Origin of the sequence: Pseudomonas sediminis, assembly GCF_039555755.1 — a bacterium.
GTDB classification, from domain to species: Bacteria; Pseudomonadota; Gammaproteobacteria; order Pseudomonadales; family Pseudomonadaceae; genus Aquipseudomonas; species Aquipseudomonas mendocina_D.
Genome location: NZ_CP154631.1, coordinates 945,271 through 965,380 on the forward strand (window position 1 = coordinate 945,271; position 20,110 = coordinate 965,380).

Annotated in this window: 19 protein-coding genes and 1 pseudogene; 16 read left to right on the forward strand and 4 right to left on the reverse strand. The window is 63.9% G+C overall.

Going from position 1 to position 20,110, the window contains the following annotated elements:
- Window positions 1-53: 53 nt before the first annotated feature.
- Window positions 54-1,214: an MFS transporter gene (locus AAEQ75_RS04525; RefSeq protein WP_343350996.1), complete on the reverse strand. Its 1,161-nt coding sequence runs from the start codon at window positions 1,212-1,214 to the stop codon at window positions 54-56.
- Between the two features lie 143 nt (window positions 1,215-1,357).
- Here AAEQ75_RS04525 and AAEQ75_RS04530 point away from each other — a divergent pair, with 143 nt between their 5' ends.
- The 5 genes from AAEQ75_RS04530 to AAEQ75_RS04550 all read left to right on the forward strand — a co-directional run bounded on the left by AAEQ75_RS04530 (window position 1,358) and on the right by AAEQ75_RS04550 (window position 5,363).
- Window positions 1,358-2,155 carry a hydroxymethylpyrimidine/phosphomethylpyrimidine kinase gene (locus AAEQ75_RS04530; protein WP_316915442.1) on the forward strand — a complete coding sequence of 266 codons (798 nt, stop codon included), beginning with the start codon at window positions 1,358-1,360 and terminating at the stop codon, window positions 2,153-2,155.
- Entirely contained in the window at window positions 2,152-2,775 is a 624-nt protein-coding gene (thiE, locus tag AAEQ75_RS04535) for a thiamine phosphate synthase (RefSeq protein ID WP_343350997.1), read from the forward strand. The genes AAEQ75_RS04530 and thiE overlap by 4 nt, the downstream gene beginning before the upstream one ends.
- Before the next feature lie 22 nt (window positions 2,776-2,797).
- On the forward strand, window positions 2,798-4,087 hold the full coding sequence (gene hemL, locus AAEQ75_RS04540) for a glutamate-1-semialdehyde 2,1-aminomutase (protein WP_296229638.1): 1,290 nt from the start codon (window positions 2,798-2,800) through the stop codon (window positions 4,085-4,087).
- Complete coding sequence (locus AAEQ75_RS04545) at window positions 4,087-4,719, forward strand: DUF6962 family protein (RefSeq protein ID WP_343350998.1); 633 nt, start codon at window positions 4,087-4,089, stop codon at window positions 4,717-4,719. The genes hemL and AAEQ75_RS04545 overlap by 1 nt, the downstream gene beginning before the upstream one ends.
- Before the next feature lie 95 nt (window positions 4,720-4,814).
- Window positions 4,815-5,363: a tetratricopeptide repeat protein gene (locus AAEQ75_RS04550; RefSeq protein ID WP_343350999.1), complete on the forward strand. Its 549-nt coding sequence runs from the start codon at window positions 4,815-4,817 to the stop codon at window positions 5,361-5,363.
- Window positions 5,364-5,401: 38 nt separating this feature from the next.
- Here AAEQ75_RS04550 and AAEQ75_RS04555 read toward each other — a convergent pair whose 3' ends face one another.
- Window positions 5,402-5,725 (reverse strand): DUF1820 family protein, encoded by a 324-nt coding sequence (locus AAEQ75_RS04555; protein ID WP_013717157.1) that lies wholly within the window; start codon window positions 5,723-5,725, stop codon window positions 5,402-5,404.
- Window positions 5,726-5,880: 155 nt separating this feature from the next.
- Here AAEQ75_RS04555 and miaB point away from each other — a divergent pair, with 155 nt between their 5' ends.
- The 5 genes from miaB to lnt all read left to right on the forward strand — a co-directional run bounded on the left by miaB (window position 5,881) and on the right by lnt (window position 11,238).
- Window positions 5,881-7,224 carry a tRNA (N6-isopentenyl adenosine(37)-C2)-methylthiotransferase MiaB gene (gene miaB, locus AAEQ75_RS04560; protein ID WP_074679168.1) on the forward strand — a complete coding sequence of 448 codons (1,344 nt, stop codon included), beginning with the start codon at window positions 5,881-5,883 and terminating at the stop codon, window positions 7,222-7,224.
- 87 nt (window positions 7,225-7,311) lie between these two features.
- Window positions 7,312-8,304: a PhoH family protein gene (locus AAEQ75_RS04565; RefSeq protein WP_343351000.1), complete on the forward strand. Its 993-nt coding sequence runs from the start codon at window positions 7,312-7,314 to the stop codon at window positions 8,302-8,304.
- Window positions 8,297-8,776, forward strand: coding sequence for an rRNA maturation RNase YbeY (ybeY, locus tag AAEQ75_RS04570; RefSeq protein WP_343351001.1), 480 nt, complete (start codon window positions 8,297-8,299; stop codon window positions 8,774-8,776). The genes AAEQ75_RS04565 and ybeY overlap by 8 nt, the downstream gene beginning before the upstream one ends.
- A 6-nt stretch (window positions 8,777-8,782) precedes the next feature.
- Window positions 8,783-9,622: an HlyC/CorC family transporter gene (locus AAEQ75_RS04575; RefSeq protein WP_074679164.1), complete on the forward strand. Its 840-nt coding sequence runs from the start codon at window positions 8,783-8,785 to the stop codon at window positions 9,620-9,622.
- Between the two features lie 92 nt (window positions 9,623-9,714).
- Window positions 9,715-11,238 (forward strand): apolipoprotein N-acyltransferase, encoded by a 1,524-nt coding sequence (gene lnt / locus AAEQ75_RS04580; RefSeq protein ID WP_343351002.1) that lies wholly within the window; start codon window positions 9,715-9,717, stop codon window positions 11,236-11,238.
- A gap of 82 nt (window positions 11,239-11,320) precedes the next feature.
- Here lnt and AAEQ75_RS04585 read toward each other — a convergent pair whose 3' ends face one another.
- Complete coding sequence (locus AAEQ75_RS04585; RefSeq protein ID WP_143504736.1) at window positions 11,321-12,091, reverse strand: YdcF family protein; 771 nt, start codon at window positions 12,089-12,091, stop codon at window positions 11,321-11,323.
- A 50-nt stretch (window positions 12,092-12,141) separates the two neighbouring features.
- Window positions 12,142-12,570, reverse strand: coding sequence for a hypothetical protein (locus tag AAEQ75_RS04590; protein ID WP_143504737.1), 429 nt, complete (start codon window positions 12,568-12,570; stop codon window positions 12,142-12,144).
- 178 nt (window positions 12,571-12,748) lie between these two features.
- On the opposite strand from AAEQ75_RS04590, the gene leuS reads away from it, so the two are divergent.
- The 6 genes and pseudogenes from leuS to lipA all read left to right on the forward strand — a co-directional run bounded on the left by leuS (window position 12,749) and on the right by lipA (window position 19,994).
- Window positions 12,749-15,361 (forward strand): leucine--tRNA ligase, encoded by a 2,613-nt coding sequence (leuS, locus tag AAEQ75_RS04595; protein WP_343351003.1) that lies wholly within the window; start codon window positions 12,749-12,751, stop codon window positions 15,359-15,361.
- Between the two features lie 54 nt (window positions 15,362-15,415).
- Entirely contained in the window at window positions 15,416-16,027 is a 612-nt protein-coding gene (gene lptE, locus AAEQ75_RS04600) for an LPS assembly lipoprotein LptE (RefSeq protein ID WP_026088442.1), read from the forward strand.
- A gap of 57 nt (window positions 16,028-16,084) precedes the next feature.
- Entirely contained in the window at window positions 16,085-17,113 is a 1,029-nt protein-coding gene (gene holA, locus AAEQ75_RS04605; RefSeq protein WP_343351004.1) for a DNA polymerase III subunit delta, read from the forward strand.
- A 154-nt stretch (window positions 17,114-17,267) separates the two neighbouring features.
- Window positions 17,268-17,414, forward strand: a pseudogene (gene arfA, locus AAEQ75_RS04610) (alternative ribosome rescue factor ArfA); the annotation flags it as partial.
- Between the two features lie 81 nt (window positions 17,415-17,495).
- Complete coding sequence (locus AAEQ75_RS04615) at window positions 17,496-18,752, forward strand: lytic murein transglycosylase (RefSeq protein WP_343351005.1); 1,257 nt, start codon at window positions 17,496-17,498, stop codon at window positions 18,750-18,752.
- A 189-nt stretch (window positions 18,753-18,941) separates the two neighbouring features.
- Window positions 18,942-19,994, forward strand: coding sequence for a lipoyl synthase (gene lipA, locus AAEQ75_RS04620; protein WP_343351006.1), 1,053 nt, complete (start codon window positions 18,942-18,944; stop codon window positions 19,992-19,994).
- Window positions 19,995-20,110 lie beyond the last annotated feature (116 nt).

Below are 20,110 nucleotides of genomic sequence, written 5' to 3' on the forward strand. Positions count from 1 at the left end.
GAATTTAATCATTGATACGCATCTGCATCAAATTATCATTCGCCACTCAAGACTCACACAGTCTTGGGTTTTCGCACCAGCAACGGGAACAGCGCCGCAGTCAGCAGCAAGCCGACGGCACCGACCCAGAACGGCATGGCCTGCCCGTAGTGGCTGACCAGCAAACCTGCGCCATAGGCCGAACCCATATTGCCCAGGCACTGGAAGATGTTGATCTTGCTGAAGTCCACCGCGTAGTGCTCTGGCGAGCTGAGTTCGAACAGCAAGGCATCCAGGCGCACGGTGACCTGATACAGCGCCCAACCGAACAGCACCCGACCGAGCAGAATCAGCCACTGATCGCCGAAACCCTGAATGAAAGTGGCTGCCGCGCCCAGCAGCAGACCGGCAAGAATGCCATCACGGGTGCTGCCCTGCTGGGTCGCGCGGCGCCCCCACCACAGCGCCAACACGGCCACGGCGCCGGGCAGCGCATAGACGAAGCCGGCCGCCATCTCGCTGTTCCAGTGCGCCACCTGCTGCCAATAGACGGCAAAGAACGGCCGGGTCACGTAACCCACGAAATAGAACAGCAGCATCACCAGGCACAGGCGGTAGATCGCCGGCAGGCTGCGCGACTCGTTCTTCACCGGCGCCTCGTCGCTTGCCGGCTGCTCGCCTGGTGCCGGCAGGTAGCCACGCACCAGGTGCATGCAGATGGCCATCTGGATGAAGTCGCCAGCAGCCATTACCAAGAACACGTCGCCAATGTTCATGATCTGCAGGATCAGGCCGCCCAGCGCGGCACCGAGAATGGCGCCGAAGTGCACCACCACCGACAACGTGCCGATGGTCTGGGTGTGGTTGTCCTGCTGCTGCAGGCTCATCACGTAGGGATACATCAGCAGGTAGCTGCCCTTGAACACCACCATCAGCAGCGACACCACCCAGAACAGCGGCAGCGAGTCGATGAAATAGCAGGCTGCGGTCAGGCTGCCGGCCATCAATTGCGCGCTGATCAGAATGCGCACCGGGTGCACGCGCTTGGCCAGGCGCGCCCAGAGCGGGAACACCGACATGACTACCAGGCTGACCACCGCCAGATAAAGGCCGACATGCTGCTCCGGCGGGTTATCGAAACGCTCGGCGAAATACTGCGGGTAAAAAGGAATGATCAGGTTATCGGTGATCACCGCCAGGGCGGTCATCATGATCAGGCAGGTACGCAGCGTCATTGGAGGCATTCGGGCAAGGCGGCAGGGGCGCGCATGATGCCACTTCCAGACCAGCTAATGCCAATACAGACGAGAATCAGAAAGGCTAGCAACTGGCATGGCGTGCAGCGATTTCAGGCCTGTTAGTGATAAGCTCGCGCACCATGAAAACGCCAAACTCCCGCCCCGTAGTGCTCTGTATGTCCGGTCACGACCCCAGTGGTGGTGCCGGCCTGCAGGCTGATATCGAAGCCCTGCTGGCTCAAGGCTGCCACGCCGCCCCGACGGTGACCGCCCTGACCGTGCAGGATACCGTCAACGTCTCTGACTTCCGTGTGCTCGACCGCGACTGGGTACTGGCCCAGGCCCGTGCAGTGATCGCCGACATGCCGGTCGCCGCCGTCAAGCTGGGCATGCTCGGCTCGGTAGAGATGGTCGAGAACGTGCTCGAAGTGATGAGCCAGTTGCCCGGTGTACCGCTGGTCTGCGATCCGGTGCTGCGCGCCGGCGGCGGTGGTTCGCTGGGCAAGGATGACGTGGGCTATGCCATGCGTGAACGCCTGTTCGCCGTGTCCACCATCGCCACGCCGAACCTGCCGGAAGCGCGCATCCTCGCCGAACTGCCGGAAGGCAGCGCCGACGAATGCGCCGAGAAACTGCTGCCCTTCATCGAGCATCTGCTGATCACCGGCGGCCACGGCGATGAGGCCGAAGTGCACAACCGCCTGTACAGCCGCGATGGAAGTCGCCACACCTTTACCTGCGCACGCCTGCCCGGCAGCTACCACGGCTCCGGCTGCACCCTGGCCAGCACCCTGGCCGGGCGCCTGGCCCTCGGCCAGGAACTGGTCAGCGCGGTGAAGAGCGCCCTCGATTACACCTGGTGCACCCTGCGTGACGCCGAGCAACCCGGTCACGGCCAGTACGTGCCACGCCGTCTGCCACTGGATTACGGCCAATGAGTCTGCGCGGCCTCTACGCCATCACCGATACCCCTCTGCTGGCGGGTGGCAAGCTGCTGCCCTACGCCGAAGCGGCGCTGGCTGGCGGCGCGCGCTTGCTGCAGTACCGCGACAAATCAGGCGATGCCATACGCCGCTTCGATGAAGCGCAGGCACTGGCCGAACTCTGCCAAAGCCACGGCGCTACGTTGATCATCAACGACGACCTGGAACTGGCTGCGCGCCTGGGCGTCGGCCTGCACCTGGGTCAGACCGATGGCTCGCTGGCCAACGCCCGTGCCCGTCTCGGTACGGATGCCGTAATTGGCGGTACCTGCCATGCCCAGCTGGAGCTGGCCGAGCGCGCCGTCGCCGAGGGCGCCAGCTATATCGCCTTTGGCCGCTTCTTCAATTCCAACACCAAACCCGGCGCCCCGGCTGCCACCGTGGAGCTGCTGGATCAGACCCGCGCGCGCTTTGCCCAGCCCATCGTCGCCATCGGCGGCGTGACCCTGGAAACCGCACCCGGCCTGATCGCCCGTGGCGCCAGCATGGTCGCCGTGATTCACGCGCTGTTCGCTGCCGACTCCGCCCTTGAGGTGGAAGACCGCGCCCACGCCTTTGCTGCGCTGTTCGACTGATTCGCTTCCAGAGAGACCTGCCATGTCCCGCTCCGAAATCCTCTTCGCCAACGCCCAGAAACACATCCCCGGCGGCGTCAACTCGCCGGTGCGCGCCTTCCGCAGCGTCGGCGGCACCCCGCTGTTCTTCAAGCATGCCGAAGGCGCTTACGTCGTGGACGAAGACGACAAGCGCTACGTCGACTATGTCGGTTCCTGGGGCCCGATGATCCTCGGCCACAGCCACCCGGACGTGCTCGACTCGGTGCGTCGCCAGCTGGAACACGGCCTGTCCTACGGCGCGCCGACCGCCCTGGAAACCGAAATGGCCGAGCTGGTGTGCGGCCTGGTGCCGTCGATGGAGATGGTGCGCATGGTCAGCTCCGGCACCGAGGCGACCATGAGTGCCATCCGCCTGGCCCGTGGCTACACCGGCCGCGACAGCATCATCAAGTTCGAGGGTTGCTACCACGGCCACTCCGACAGCCTGCTGGTCAAAGCCGGCTCCGGCGCCCTGACCCAGGGCGTGCCGAACTCCGCGGGCGTGCCGGCGGCCTTCGCCAAGCACACCCTGACCCTGCCGTTCAACGACATCGATGCCGTGGCCGAGTGCCTGGCGCAGGTCGGCAAAGAAGTGGCGTGCATCATCGTCGAGCCAGTGGCCGGCAACATGAACTGCGTGCCGCCGGCGCCAGGTTTTCTCGAAGGCCTGCGCGAGCAGTGCGACAAGCATGGCGTGGTGCTGATATTCGACGAAGTGATGACCGGCTTCCGCGTCGCCCTCGGGGGCGCGCAAGCGCACTACGGTGTGAACCCGGACCTGACCACCTTCGGCAAGATCATCGGCGGCGGCATGCCGGTGGGCTGCTTCGGCGGCAAGCGCGCGATCATGGAATGCATCGCCCCGCTCGGCCCGGTCTACCAGGCCGGCACCCTCTCAGGTAACCCGCTGGCCATGGCCGCTGGCCTGACCACCCTCAAGCTGATCAGCCGTCCGGGCTTCCACAGCGAGCTGACCGACTACACCTCGCGCATGCTCGCCGGCCTGCAGGAACGCGCCGATGCTGCCGGCATCCCCTTCGTCACCACCCAGGCCGGCGCCATGTTCGGCCTGTACTTCAGCGGTGCCGACGATATCGTCACCTTCGCTGACGTGATGGCCAGCGACAGCGCCCGCTTCAACCGCTTCTTCCATCTGATGCTGGATGGCGGCGTGTACCTGGCGCCGAGCGCCTTCGAAGCGGGCTTCACCTCCATCGCCCATGGCGACAAGGAGCTGGACATCACCTTCGCCGCCGCAGAACGCGCCTTCGCCGAGCTGAAAAAAGCTTGATGCAGTACAGCACTGCCTTCAGCGATGCGTTGCTGGCACTGGCGTGCGCTGCCTGTGTCTGGCTGATCGGCCGGGCACGCGGGCGCTACGGCGAAGGTGACCAGCCGGCGCTGTTCTGCGCGCTGCTCGGTTTTCTGCTGCCGGCCGCAGCGGCCAGCGTCGGCGTGATTCGCTACGGTTTCGACCCAAGCTGGCAGCCTGCGCATCTGTGGCTCTCGCAGGCCAGCAGCTTTCTCGGCCTGCCCCTGCTCGGTGCCGCGGCATTGGCGTTGGGCCGCGGCTGGGCCTGGAGCCGACCGAACTGGGGGCGCATCCTGCTCGGGCTGTGCGCCCTCTTCGAACTGTTCCGCCAGCTTGGTTATATGGAGGACTACCGCCTGGCGCTGAATCTGGCCACGCTGGTGCTGATCCTCTATGCCGGCGCAGTCCAATGGCCACGCCGCGCACCGGCAATCAGCGCAGCTGTGGTCGTGGGCCTGTTCCTGCTGGCCGGCGTGGCGGTCGGTACCGAGGGTGTGATCGGGCCGCTGCGCCGCATTGACCTGTTCCACGTGCTGCTGACACCGGCGTACCCGCTGCTGGCCTGGCTACTGCTGAGCCTGCCGGGAAGTGCGAAGAAACAGGCTTTGTAACAACCGCCCGGTTTATTCCATAATGCGACGGTCGGCACGTTTTGCGCCGACCGGGCACGTCACCCGCCCTGAATTGCCGAGGTCCCGTTATCCAGATGAACCGCACCGGCCGCACCCTGTCCCTGGGCTGCCTGTTGCTTTTCCTCCCGCTGTTTGCGTTTGCAGGCGGCAATTCCCTGCTGATCCCCGCTAGCGGCAGCTGCACCCTGAACGCCCCTCCAGAAGAAATGCCCGACGCCCTGGCCAGCTGCCAGGAGATGGCGCGCGCCGGCAACATGCAGGCGGCCTATGAGCTGGGTGAGTACTACTACGACGGCAAACGCACACCACGTGATCTCAAGCAGGCCCTGACCTGGTTCGAACGCGCTTCGCTGCAGGGCCACGCCGAAGCGCAGTTGCGCCTGGGCACCATGTTCTTCCGTGGCGAAGGCGTACCGGCCAACAACGTGCAGGCCTACATCGTGTTGAAGATGGCATCGGTCAACGGCTCGGACGAAGCCATGGACAGCGCCGACCTGGTGTCGGCACAGATGCGTCGCGATGAACTGGAAATCGCCAGCCAGGTGCTAGGGCAGATCTTCCGTAGCTACCTGCTGGAACTGCAGACCGCCGAAGGTCGATCGCCCTTCTCGCCGCTGCCTTAAAAACACTGGTGCGCGCGGCGCACCCTACGACTCTGAGCTTATTTATCCGGCATCGGCATGGGGAATGGCATGACGTTGCCGCCGCCCTTGGCTTCGCTGATCTTCGCCGTGCCCAGACGCTCTACCTCGTCGATGCGGATGATCGCGTGCATCGGTACGAAGCTGCGCACCACACCCTCGAACTGCGCCTTGAGCTTCTCCTCGCTGGGGTCGACCACCAGTTGGCTGCGCTCGCCGAAGACGAACTCCTCCACTTCCAGAAAGCCCCACAGATCGCTCTGATAGATCTGCTTGGCGTACATCTCGTACACCTGGCCCTGGTTGAGAAAAATCACCTTGTAGATGGGATCGCGCTTGCTCATGAAGACTCGAAGTCAGGAAAAACGGGGCGCGCAGAATATCACAGCGCCGCATGCGTAGCCCGGATGCAATCCGGGCTACAGGAACTGAGCGGTGGCGCCGCCCCTGGCACACGCCTATAATGCGCGGTCATTTTTTAACCAATTCAGACAGTGCCATGACCAAGAAGCTCTATATCGAAACCCACGGTTGCCAGATGAACGAGTACGACAGCTCGCGCATGGTCGACCTGCTGGGCGAGCATCAGGCCCTGGAGGTCACGGAAAAACCCGAAGACGCCGACGTCATCCTGCTCAATACCTGCTCGATCCGCGAGAAGGCACAGGACAAGGTGTTCTCCCAGCTCGGCCGCTGGCGCGAGCTGAAGCAGGCCAACCCGGATCTGGTGATCGGCGTCGGCGGCTGCGTAGCCAGCCAGGAAGGCGCGGCGATCCGTGATCGCGCGCCCTATGTCGATGTGGTGTTCGGCCCGCAAACCCTGCACCGCCTGCCGGAAATGATCGACGCTGCACGCCTGACCAAGACCGCGCAAGTCGACATCAGCTTCCCCGAGATCGAGAAGTTCGACCGCCTGCCCGAGCCACGCGTCGACGGCCCCAGCGCCTTCGTCTCGGTGATGGAAGGCTGCAGCAAGTACTGCACCTTCTGCGTGGTGCCCTACACCCGTGGTGAGGAAGTCAGCCGGCCGCTGGCCGACGTGCTGCTGGAAATCACCCAGCTCACCGACAAGGGCGTCAAGGAAGTCACCCTGCTCGGGCAGAACGTCAACGGCTACCGCGGCCCGGCACCGGACGGCCGTATCGTCGACTTCGCCGAGCTGCTGCATGCGGTGGCAGCCCTCGATGGCATCGAGCGTATCCGCTACACCACCAGCCACCCGCTGGAGTTCTCCGACGCGATCATCGCCGCTCACGCCGAGATCCCGCAGCTGGTCAAATACCTGCACCTGCCGGTGCAGTCCGGCTCCGACCGTATCCTCGCGGCGATGAAGCGCAACCACACCGCGCTGGAGTACAAGTCGCGCATCCGCAAACTGCGTGCAGCAGTGCCGGATATCCTGATCAGCTCGGACTTCATCGTCGGTTTCCCCGGCGAGACCGAAAAGGATTTCGAGCAGACCATGAAGCTGATCGAGGACGTCGGTTTCGACTTCTCCTTCTCCTTCATCTATAGCTCGCGCCCCGGCACCCCGGCCGCCGACCTGGTGGACGACACCCCAGACGAGGTGAAGAAGCAGCGCCTGGCCCTGCTCCAGCATCGCATCAACCAGAACGGCTTCGAGAACAGCCGGCGCATGGTCGGCACGGTGCAGCGCATCCTGGTCAGCGACTATTCGAAGAAGGACCCGGGCATGCTCCAGGGCCGTACCGAGCAGAACCGCATCGTCAATTTCCGTTGCGATAATCCGCGCCTGATCGGCCAGTTCGTCGACGTGCACATCGACGACGCCCTGCCCCATTCGCTGCGCGGTACTCTGCTGGATGCCAGTACCCTCAACTGAAGCCGTAATTGCCCACACTTTGCGTTGTGGGCGACCGGCGTTATGCTGCCTTTCCATACCCAGACAAGTGACGATCACACCATCACCTTGAACGCCTCTCTAGAACCTCATCGTTTCACCCTCGAACCTTTCGAGGCCCGCCGTTTCGCCAACCTCTGCGGCCAGTTCGACGAGCATCTGCGCCTGATCGAAGAGCGCCTCGGCCTGGAAATCCGCAACCGCGGCAACCAGTTCGAGATGCTTGGCAGCACCGAAAAAACCCAGGCTGCCGAGCAACTGCTGCGCAAGCTGTACCGCGAAACCAAAGCCACCGAGCTGTCGCCCGACCTGGTGCACCTGTATCTGCAGGAGTCCGGCGTCGAAGAGCTGGTCAACCCCAGCAACCTACCGCAAGTCAGCCTGCGCACCAAGAAGGGCGTGATCAAGCCACGCGGCGCCAACCAGCAGCGCTACGTCAAGGCGATCCTCGACAACGACATCAACTTCGGCATCGGTCCGGCCGGCACCGGCAAGACCTACCTGGCCGTGGCCTGCGCAGTGGATGCGCTGGAGCGCGAGCAGGTGCGGCGTATCCTGCTGGTGCGCCCGGCGGTCGAGGCCGGTGAGAAACTCGGCTTCCTGCCCGGCGACCTGGCGCAGAAGATCGACCCTTACCTGCGCCCGCTGTACGACGCGCTGTACGAGATGCTCGGCTTCGAATACGTGGCCAAGCTGATCGAGAAGCAGGTGATCGAGATCGCGCCGCTGGCCTACATGCGTGGCCGCACCCTTAACAACAGCTTCATCATTCTCGACGAGAGTCAGAACACCACCGTCGAGCAGATGAAGATGTTCCTCACCCGTATCGGTTTCGGCTCCACCGCCGTGATCACCGGCGACATCACCCAGGTCGACCTGCCACGCGGCACCAAGAGCGGCCTGGCGCACGTCATCGAGGTGCTGCGCGACGTGCCCGGCATCAGCTTCACCCACTTCAAGCCCAAGGACGTGGTGCGCCATCCGCTGGTGCAGCGCATCGTCGAAGCCTACGAGCGCCATGACGCGCGCCTGCACGGCAAGGTCGACAACAACGATGCTTGAGCTCGATCTGCAACTGGCCACCGACGGCCAGCCCCCGGATGAAACGCAACTGCGCCGCTGGTGCGAACTGGCCCTGCGCCAGCGCACTGCCGACTCCGAGCTGACCATCCGTCTGGTCGACGAAGCCGAAGGCCGCGAGCTGAACCACACCTGGCGGCACAGGGACTACGCCACCAACGTATTGTCCTTCCCCGCCGAGATTCCCGACGGCATCCTCGACATTCCGCTGCTGGGTGACCTGGTGATCTGCGTGCCGGTGGTCGAGCGTGAAGCCGCCGAGCAAGGCAAGACACCGCAGGCGCACTGGGCACACCTGGTGATCCACGGTTGCCTGCACCTGCTGGGCTATGACCACATCGAGGAAGACGAAGCCCTCGAGATGGAAGAACTGGAACGACAATTGCTCGCCGAACTGGGTCATCCCGACCCGTACGCGGACGACGAATCTCCTATTGATAAGGACCCCGAGTAAAACGCCATGAGCGAAGACCGATCGAGCAACGAGCAGAAGTCCTGGTTCAACAAGCTGACCCAGGCTTTTGCTCATGAGCCGAGAAACCGCCAGGAACTGCTGGAAGTCCTGCGCGAAGCCCACCAGAACAAACTGCTCGACAGCGAAGCGCTGGCCATCGTCGAAGGCGCCATTCAGGTCGCCGACCTGCAGGTACGCGACATCATGGTGCCGCGCTCGCAGATGATCAGCATCAAGGCCAGTCAGAGCCCGCGCGAATTCCTGCCCGCCATCATCGACGCCGCGCACTCGCGTTACCCGGTGGTCGGCGAGAGCCTCGACGATGTCATCGGCATCCTCCTGGCCAAGGATCTGCTGCCGCTGATCCTGCAGGGCGACCAGCCCAACTTCAATATCAAGGATCTGCTGCGCCCGGCCACCTTCGTGCCCGAGTCCAAACGCCTGAATGTGCTGCTGCGTGAGTTCCGCGCCAACCACAACCACATGGCCGTGGTGATCGACGAATACGGCGGCGTCGCCGGCCTGGTGACCATCGAAGATGTGCTGGAGCAGATCGTCGGTGACATCGAGGACGAGCACGATGTCGAGGAAGACGGCTACATCAAGCCGCTGCCCTCCGGCGACTACCTGATCAAGGCGCTGACGCCCATCGACAGCTTCAACGAAACCTTCGACAGCCAGTTCTCCGATGACGAATACGACACCGTCGGCGGCCTGGTGATGAGTGCCTTCGGCCACCTGCCCAAGCGCAACGAAGTCACCGAGATCGGCGAGTTCCGCTTCCGCGTACTCAACGCCGACAGCCGCCGCATCCATCTACTGCGCCTGACGCCGGTTAGCCGCTGAGTCTCAGCCGCCCTTGCCCAGCGAGGGCGGCCGCTTCCCCCTGCGCCATTTCCGCTCTACCCTTGCGCCACCCTGATTCCAAGGATCTAACCATGCTGCAATGGATCACTCGTCCAGGCTGGCCCGGCCACCTGCTTGCCTGCGGCGCAGGCGCCCTCACCACCCTGGCGCTCGCCCCTTTCGATCTCTGGCCATTGGCCGTGCTGTCCATTGCCCTGTTCTATTTCGGCTTGCGCCATCTACGCCCCGGCCAGGCAGCGCTGCGCGGCTGGAGCTACGGCTTTGGTCTGTTCGCCGCCGGCACCAGTTGGGTGTATGTCAGCATCCATGACTATGGCGCGGCATCACCGGCACTCGCGGGCTTTCTCACCCTGGGTTTCGTCGCCGGCCTGGGCCTGCTCTTCGCCCTGACGGCCGTCCTCTGGGCGCGCTGGATACGCCGCAACGAAGCGCCACTGGCCGACGCCCTGGCATTCGCCGCACTATGGGTCGCCCAGGAAGTGTTTCGCAGCTGGTTCCTCACCGGCTTCCCCTGGCTCTACGCCGGCTACAGCCAACTCGAAGGACCGCTGGCCGGCCTGGTGCCAATTGGCGGAGTCTGGCTGTCGTCCTTCGTCATCGCCCTGTCGGCCGCGCTGATCATCAACCTGGAGCAACTGCGCAAGCACAAACCGCGCTACCTCTGCGCCCTGCTCCTGCTGTTGAGCCCGTGGCTCGCAGGCCTGGCACTGAAAGACCACAACTGGACCCGCGCCGCCGGCAACAGCCTGACCGTCGCCGCCGTGCAAGGCAACGTCGAGCAGAACATGAAATGGGACCCGGCCCAGCTCAACGCGCAGCTCGCCCTGTACCGCGACCTCAGCTTCAGCGCCAAGCAGGTCGACATACTGGTCTGGCCGGAAACGGCGATACCGGTACTCAAGGATATGGCGCAAGGCTATATCGGCGTGATGGATCGCTTCGCCCGCGACCGCAACAGCGCGCTGATCACCGGCGTACCGGTGCGGCAGTCCAACGAGCGCGGGGAGATTCGCTATTACAATGCGATCACCAGTTTTGGCGAAGGCCAGGGCACCTACCTCAAGCAGAAGCTGGTGCCGTTTGGTGAATACGTGCCCCTGCAGGACCTGCTGCGCGGCCTGATCGCCTTCTTCGACCTGCCGATGTCCGACTTCGCCCGCGGCCCGAGTGACCAATCACTGCTGCTGGCCAAGGGGCATCGCGTCGCGCCTTTCATCTGCTACGAAGTGGTCTACCCGGAGTTCGCGGCGGCACTTGCGGCGGACAGCGACATCCTGCTGACGGTAAGCAACGACGCCTGGTTCGGCACCTCCATCGGCCCCCTACAGCACCTGCAGATGGCACAGATGCGCGCGCTGGAGGCCGGGCGCTGGATGATCCGCGCCACCAACAACGGCATGACGGTGATCATCGACCCACAAGGGCGCATCCAGTTCGGCTTGCCGCAGTTCGAACGCGGCGTGCTCTACGGCGAAGTGGTGCCCATGCAGGGGCTCACGCCCTACCTGCAATGGCGCATCTGGCCACTGGCGATTCTCTGCGCCCTGCTATTGGGCTGGGCGCTGCTGGCCAGCCGCATGGCCAAGACGCTGTAGGGCGGTCTCGCGAGCGAAGCGAGCAGCCCGCCAGCCCTCGGAGTGTAGAACCCGCAGGCGTACTGCCTGCGGCGAGTAAGCCCTACTGCTTACCGTAGACAATGGGATACGCCAACAACCCGATGGCCTCGTTGAGCAGCTGACTGCTCTGCCAGATAGCCCTCGACTCCGGTAGCCAGCCACCCAGCGGGCGCTCGTAACCCGCACTGAGATAGCCCATCGGCGCGGTGATCACCTCGAAGCCGGCCTGCTCGAAACTCCAGCGTGCACGCTGCATATGCCAGGCCTGGGTGACCAGCACCACGCGCCGCACGCCCTGGGGCTGCAACAATTCAGCGCTGCGCACGGCATTCTCCCAGGTGGTGCGGCTTTGCTCCTCCAGCCAGCGAATCTCCAGCCCGTAGTCGAGGCGCATGGCATCGGCCATCAACGCTGCCTCACTGGGCAGCTGGCCGTAGTGCAGGCCGCCAGTGGCAGCAAGTGGCAGGCCGGAGGCACGCGCCAGGCGCGCGGCGTAGCGCAGACGTTCCAATGCCATCAGCCCAGGCTGATCGGTACGTCCCCAGCCCGGATCATTCTGCTCGCGCCCGGCACCGAGAATCACGATGGCGTCGGCACGCTGCGCCAGCGTCGCCCACTGCGCCTGCTCCAGCACCGGCTCACGCTCCAACCAGGCAGCACTCCACTGCGTCACCGCAGGCAGGCTCATCAACCACAGCCCACCGAAACCCACGGCAAAGCAGGCAAACGCGAGCCGGGGAAAGCGGCGACGCAGCCACCAGCCCAGCGCGATCAGCAGGAGAAGAACGCCTGGCGGCATCAACAGTTGTTTAAGGATGAAGCGAATCGGCATCAGGCACCTCCGGGGCGCCCAAGCCTAGCAGGTTGGTTTTCAACTAGCCGCTAACGCGGATTGCCGCTGCGAAACAGACTGGAGCCACAGGCCTGGCAAGCTCGTGCATCCTGCCCTCGATGCCAGCTGACGGGCGCACCGCAGAGTGCGCAACAAAGCGCCTGACGCCGCTTCATCACGGATTTGACCCTGCCCATCGGCTTGCCGCCAACGGACTTGGCACCGCGCAGTGGCTGACGCTGTATCAGCGCCAACTCTTCAGCCGCCGCGTGCCAGCCGCGCAGCCAGTGCAGGTCACGATTGAGGTAGGCGCGGATCAGCTCCAGCTCCGCCGGGCTCAGCCCATCAAGCTCCAGCTCACGCAGCGGCTCGGCATGCAGGCGACTCGCGGTATCGGCCTCTTCCAGCGCCAGGGCAAGCCTTTGCAGCAGTCGCTCGTAAAGGCCACCCCCTCGTTCCGCCTGCCGTGCATCCACCATCTAACCACCTCGCGAGCCCCGACAACCGCGGCCTTGAGTAAAGCTTAGCGAAGGCCCTGCGTGCAGCCTGGCGCCGCGACCAACGGCGGGCTCGGCATAATCTGGGTTTCCCTCGATAGACGGCGCTCATGTATGCTACGACGTTTCCCGCAAGCCCCATTCCTTCAGCGCCAGAGCCATGCACGAACAGTACTCGCCCCGTGAAATAGAAGCCGCCGCGCAGTCCCACTGGGACGCGCAACAATCCTTCGCCGTCAGCGAACAACCCGGCAAGGACACCTTCTACTGCCTGTCGATGTTCCCCTACCCCAGCGGCAAGCTACACATGGGGCACGTGCGCAACTACACCATCGGTGACGTGATCGCCCGCTACCAGCGCATGCAGGGCAAGAACGTGCTGCAGCCGATGGGCTGGGACGCCTTCGGCATGCCGGCGGAAAACGCCGCGATGAAGAACCAGGTAGCGCCGGCCAAGTGGACCTACGAGAACATCGCCTACATGAAGTCCCAGCTCAAATCGCTGGGCCTGGCCATCGACTGGACGCGTGAAGTCACCACCTGCAAGCCGGACTACTACCGCTGGGAGCAGTGGCTGTTCACCCGCCTGTTCGAGAAGGGCGTGATCTACCGCAAGAACGGTACCGTCAACTGGGACCCGGTGGACCAGACCGTACTGGCCAACGAGCAGGTCATCGACGGCCGTGGCTGGCGTTCGGGCGCGCTGATCGAAAAGCGCGAAATCCCGATGTACTACTTCAAGATCACCGCTTATGCCGAAGAGCTGCTGAGCAGCCTGGATGAGCTGGATGGCTGGCCCGAGCAGGTCAAAACCATGCAGCGCAACTGGATCGGCAAGAGTTTTGGTGCCGACATCGTGTTCGACTACGACGTCGCCAGCATCGGCATCGACGGCCAACTGAAGGTCTACTCGACCCGCCCGGACACCCTGATGGGTGCCACCTACGTCGCCGTGGCCGCCGAGCATCCGCTGGCCCAGCGCGCTGCCGAGGGCAACCCGGCCATCTCCGCTTTCATCGCCGAGTGCAAGGCCGGCTCCGTGGCCGAGGCCGACATGGCCACCATGGAGAAAAAGGGCCTGGCCACCGGCCAGTTCGTCATTCATCCGCTGACCGGCGACAAGCTGCCGGTATTCGTCGCCAACTACGTGCTGTGGGGCTATGGCGAAGGTGCGGTAATGGCGGTGCCAGCGCATGATGAGCGCGACTTCGAGTTCGCCAACAAGTACGACCTGCCGATCACGCAGGTCTACGCCGGTGAAGGCAAGGACTACGACGCCAGCACCTGGCAGGACTGGTACGGCGACAAGGCCGGCCTGACCACCATCAACTCCGGCAAGTACGACGGCCTGGACTTCAGCGCCGCCTTCGACGCCATCGTCGGCGACTTGGAAGGCAGCGCGCACGGCGCGCGCAAGACCCAGTTCCGCTTGCGCGACTGGGGCATCAGCCGCCAGCGCTACTGGGGCTGCCCGATCCCGATCATCCACTGCGACGCCTGCGGCGACGTGCCGGTGCCGGAACACCAGCTGCCGGTAGTGCTGCCCGAAGACGTGGTGCCGGATGGTGCTGGCTCGCCGCTGGCCAAGATGCCCGAGTTCTACGAGTGCAGCTGCCCGAAATGCGGCGCACCGGCCAAGCGCGAAACCGACACCATGGACACCTTCGTCGAGTCGTCCTGGTACTACGCGCGCTATGCCTCGCCGCAATACACCGACGGCATGGTCGACCCGGCTGCAGCCAACCACTGGCTGCCGGTAGATCAGTACATCGGCGGCATCGAACACGCCATCCTGCACCTGCTGTACGCGCGTTTCTTCCACAAACTGATGCGCGACGAAGGCCTGGTCACTTCCAACGAGCCGTTCAAGAACCTGTTGACCCAAGGCATGGTGGTTGCCGAAACCTACTATCGCACCCTGGAAAACGGCGGCAAGGACTGGTTCAACCCGGCCGACGTCGAGGTCGAGCGTGATGCCAAGGCCAAGGTCATCGGCGCCAAGCTCAAGAGCGACGGCCTGCCGGTGGAAATCGGCGGCACCGAGAAGATGTCCAAGTCGAAAAACAACGGTGTCGACCCGCAGGACATGATCGACGCTTACGGCGCCGACACCTGTCGCCTGTTCATGATGTTCGCCTCGCCGCCCGACATGAGCTGCGAGTGGTCGGATGCAGGTGTCGAAGGCGCCAACCGCTTCCTGCGTCGCGTCTGGCGTCTGGCGCAGAGTCACGTCAGCGCCGGCCTGCCGGGCAAGCTGGATGTGAACACTCTCACCGACGAGCAGAAGGCTGTACGCCGCGCCATTCACTTGGCCATCAAGCAAGCCAGCAACGATATCGGTCAGCACCACAAATTCAACACCGCCATCGCCCAGGTGATGACCCTGATGAACGTGCTGGAAAAGGCCGCCACTGCGACCGAACAGGATCGCGCACTGCTGCAGGAAGGCCTGGAAATCGTCACCCTGCTGCTCGCGCCGATTACCCCGCACATCAGCCATGAGCTGTGGCAGCACCTGGGTCATACCGATGCGGTGATCGATGCGCAGTGGCCACAGGTCGACGAGTCGGCCCTGGTGCAGGACAGCCTGACCCTGGTGGTACAGGTCAACGGCAAATTGCGTGGCGAGATCATCGTGGCAGCCAGCGCCAGCCGTGAAGACGTCGAGGCCGCCGCTCGTGCCAACGAAAACGTACTGCGCTTCACCGAAGGCCTGAGCATTCGCAAGGTCATCGTGGTGCCAGGCAAGCTGGTCAACATAGTCGCCAACTGATTAAGCTCGGCGCCACACATGTGTGGCGCCGTGATCCGCCAAGGGGATATGAGAATGATGAAACGGAATCTGCTGATCATCGGCCTGGCTGGCCTGCTCAGCGCGTGCGGCTTCCAGCTGCGCGGCACCGGCGACGTGCAGTTCGCCCTGAAGGAACTCGACGTCAGCGCGCGCGACGCCTACGGCGACACCGTGCAGCAAGTGCGCGAAATCCTGGAGAACAACGATGTTCGCGTCTACTCCGGTGCGCCCTACAAACTGGTGATCGCCCGCGAGACCGAGAATCGTCGCAGTGCCAGCTACAGCAGCGGTGCGCGTACCGCCGAGTACGAGCTGACCATGGGCCTGGAATACGAGATCCGCGGCGCACAGAACCTGCTGCTGACTGGTAACAAGGTGGAAGTGCAGAACTACTACCAACAAGACGACAACAACCTCGCAGGTTCCGACCAGGAAGCTGCTCAGCTGCGCAGCGAGCTGCGCCGTGAAATGATTCAGCAACTTGCGCAGAACCTGCAGCAGATCACCCCAGAACAATTGGACCAACTGCAGCAGACCGCAGAAGCCCGCGCCAAGGCCGAAGCAGAAGCCTTGGAAGCGGCTCGTCGTGCTCGCGAGAGCCAGGTCGCCCCGCAGCAGTCGCCAATCGAACTGCCTTCCCGCTAAAGGCGCAAGGGCCGCAGTTGCGGCCCGACGCCCTGCCCGCCTGATGACATCACCTCGATGAAGCTTGCCCTCGCGCAACTCGGCAAACACCTGCAAGGCACGCTCGCACCTGTCTATGCGATCAGCGGCGACGAGCCATTGCTGTGCCAGGAAACCGCTGACGCCATCCGTAATGCCTGTCGCCAGCAGGGGTTCGGCGAACGCCAGGTGTTCAATGCCGAAGCCAACTTCGACTGGGGCAACCTGCTGCAGGCGGGTGCCAGCCTCTCGCTGTTCGCCGAGAAGCGCCTGCTGGAACTGCGCCTGCCCTCCGGCAAGCCAGGCGACAAGGGCACCGCCGCCCTGCTCGAGTACCTGGCCCGCCCGCCCGAGGACACCGTCCTGCTGCTGAGCCTGCCCAAGCTCGATGGCAGCACGCAAAAATCCAAATGGGCCAAAGCGCTGATCGACGGCCAGGTGAGCCAGTTCATCCAGATCTGGCCGGTAGATGCCAATCAGCTGCCGCAGTGGATTCGCCAGCGCCTCGCACAGGCCGGCCTGAGCGCCAGCGCCGATGCGGTGGACATGATCGCCGCGCGGGTCGAAGGCAACCTGCTGGCCGCCGCCCAGGAAGTGGAAAAGCTCAAGCTGCTCGCCGACGGCAACCAGGTCGATGCCGAAACCGTCCAGGCCGCCGTGGCCGACAGTGCGCGTTTTGACGTCTTCGGTCTGATCGACTGCGCCCTCGCTGGCGATGCCGCACACGCCCTGCGCGTCCTCGAGGGGCTACGTGGTGAAGGTGTGGAAACCCCGGTGATTCTCTGGGCACTGGCGCGCGAGATTCGTCTACTGGCCGGCATCGCCCACCAGCAGAGCCAGGGTATTCCCTTGGACAAAGCCTTCTCCAGCGCCCGCCCGCCAGTCTGGGATAAACGTCGCCCCCTGGTTTCCAAAGCTTTGCAGCGTCACAGCAGCAAACGCTGGGGCCAGTTGCTGCAGCAGGCGCAGTTGATCGACGCACAGATCAAGGGCCAGGCGCCCGGTGATCCTTGGAGCGAGCTGGCACTGCTGACCCTGCAGTTAGCCGGACAGCGTCTGCGCCTGTAATTGTTGCTGCCCACCCTACGAGCAGAAAGGCTTCGCGAGCAGAGCTCGCTCCTACGAGCTCCCCATCCAGACCGCAATCTGGACATTTTCTGTACAGCGGCGCATAGTCTCCGCCGCCTGCATTGGCGCAGGCCAGTCTGCATGAGGAAACACCATGAGCAAGAAAGCCGGCAAACGGCCGAACAAGGCCAAATCCATCGTCGCCCAGCCACTGTTTCGCTCCCGCCAGGAACGACCACAGAAAGGTAAAGGCAGCTACCGCCGCGAAGCCTCCCACAATTGGGAGGCTTCTTGCTTTATGGGCCTCTTCGCTTCGCTGATAGCCCAGAATCCCCGTCGAGCATGCTAAGGTAACCGCCTGCTTAAACGCCTTGAGATAGACATGCCACACCAGCTTCCACGTCGCGCCCTGGCTCTGCTTCCTCTCCTGCTGCTGGCGGCCTGCGCCCAGGCCCCAGCGGAAAATCTGCCTACTGCCACTGCCCCTGCAGCGGTCCAGACCGCAGCCGAAACGCCCTTGCCCAGTTTTGCCGACTGGCGCCAGACGATGCGTAGCGAAGCGATTGCCGCCGGCATCGACGCAGCGCTGTTCGATCGCGTATTCGCCGGCGTCACCCCCGACCCTGCAGTGCTTAAAGCAGATAGTAGTCAGCCCGAGTTCACTCGCCCGGTGTGGGAATATCTGGACGGTGCCGTCTCCTCCAGCCGTATCGGCCGCGGCCGGGTACTGCTAGCGCAGCACAGCCTGGTGCTGCAACGCATCGAGCAGCAGTACGGCGTCGAAGCCCCGATCCTGGTAGCCATCTGGGGCCTCGAGAGCAACTTCGGCAACAACATCGGCAGCAATAGCGTCATTCGCTCCCTCGCCACCCTGGCCTATGACGGTCGCCGCCAGGGCTTCTGGCGCGTTCAATTGCTGGCTGCGCTGCAAATCCTGCAGAACGGCGATGTATCCAGCGAGCGCATGATCGGCTCCTGGGCCGGTGCCATGGGGCAGACCCAGTTCATGCCGACGACCTACAACCAGCATGCCGTCGACTTCGACGGCGACGGCAAGCGCGACCTGTGGGGTTCGTCGACCGACGCACTGGCATCCGCCGCACATTATCTACAGGCCTCTGGCTGGCAGCGTGGTCAACCTTGGGGCTTCGAGGTGAATCTACCGAACGGCTTCGACTACGCCCTGGCCGATCCCGATCAGCGCCGCACGCTGGCCGAATGGGCAGAGCTAGGCGTCCGCCCGCTGGCACCGACAGGTGCGGCCGCCAGCGCCCGCGCCAGCCTGCAACTGCCTGCCGGCCATAAAGGCCCGGCCTTCCTGTTACTGGATAACTTCCGCAGCATCCTCAAGTACAACAACTCCACGTCCTACGCGCTGGCCATCGGTCTGCTCGCCGACAACCTGCTGCGTCCAAGCGAAGTCAAAGGACAGTGGCCGCGCGGCGAGCGCCAACTGGGTCGTAGCGAGCGCGTCGAACTGCAGGAGCTGCTGACCAAGGCAGGATTCGATCCCGGCCCGGCCGACGGCATCATCGGCGCCAATACGCGCAAGGCCATTCGCGCCCTGCAACTGCAGTTGAACTGGCCAGCCGATGGCTACCCCAATACCCAGTTGCTGGAGCAGCTGCGCACACGCTGAATCCAGGCCTGTCCCGGCAAGGGCTTGCCATGCGAGCCCTTTCCGAGCTGTCGCAGCGGCGTCCAGGAAGCACCTTGCCGGTGCTTTGTCGACAGGCGGCCTCAACGTCTGCATACACCTTCTGTGGTAGACTGGCCGGCGGCCAAAAGCCACCTGCCCACGGAGCCTCTACCGGAGCCCAGATTTCCGATGTCCGACACCTCCTCGCCCAAATCCGTCGCCAGCGGCGAAAAGTTTCGCACCGCCCAAGGCATCACCGCGATCAAGGATGGCCAGAAGCGCCGCGCCTCGGCCGAGCCCCAGGTCTTCGAACCCAAGCCCAAGTGGCTGCGGGTCAAGGCCCCTGGCGGTAGCCGCTTCGAGGCGGTCAAGCGCAACGTCGGCGAACACCGCCTGAGCACCGTTTGCCAGGAATCGCACTGCCCGAACATGGGCGAATGCTGGTCCAACGGCACGGCCACGATCATGCTGATGGGGTCGGTGTGCACCCGTGCCTGCCGTTTCTGTGCCGTGGACACCGGCAACCCCAATGGCTGGCTGGATCTGGAAGAGCCACAGAACACCGCCAAGTCGGTGGAGCTGATGGCCCTGCGTTATATCGTGCTGACCTCAGTGGATCGTGACGACCTCGAAGACGGCGGCGCCGGCCACTATGCAGCTTGCGTGCGAGCGATCAAGGAAAACACCCCGCAGGTGGTAGTCGAGGCCCTGACTCCGGACTTCGATGGCGATCACCAGGCCATCGAGCGCGTGGTCGATTCCGGCCTGGAAGTGTTCGCGCAGAACGTCGAGACGGTCAAACGCCTCACCTATGTAGTTCGCGACCCGCGCGCTGGCTACGAGAAGACCCTCAAGGTGCTCGAGCACGCCAAGAAACACCGCCCGGACGTACTGACCAAGACCAGCCTGATGCTCGGCCTGGGTGAAACCGACGAAGAAATCCTGAAAACCATGGATGACCTGCGCGCCATCGGTGTCGACATCCTCACCCTCGGCCAGTACCTGCAACCCACGCGCAACCACCTCAAGGTGCAACGCTGGGTCAGCCCTGAAGAGTTCAATCGCTTCCGTGACATCGGCCTGGAGAAAGGCTTCATGGAAGTCGCCGCCGGCCCGCTGGTACGTTCCAGCTATCGCGCCGACCGCGTGTTCGAGAAGAACAACCTGGGCCTCGCCGCCCCGGTTCCAGTGCCTGGCCAGGAGGTCAACGCCAGCCTCATTCCGGCGCTGAATCTGAACTGACGGCTATCGCTGGATAAACGAAAGGGGCGCCATGGCGCCCCTTTTACGTTTCTGCTGTTCAAGGGCCCGCGCGCTGCCTGCCTTAACATGACCCTGGCGGACTGTTCGCTTCGCTC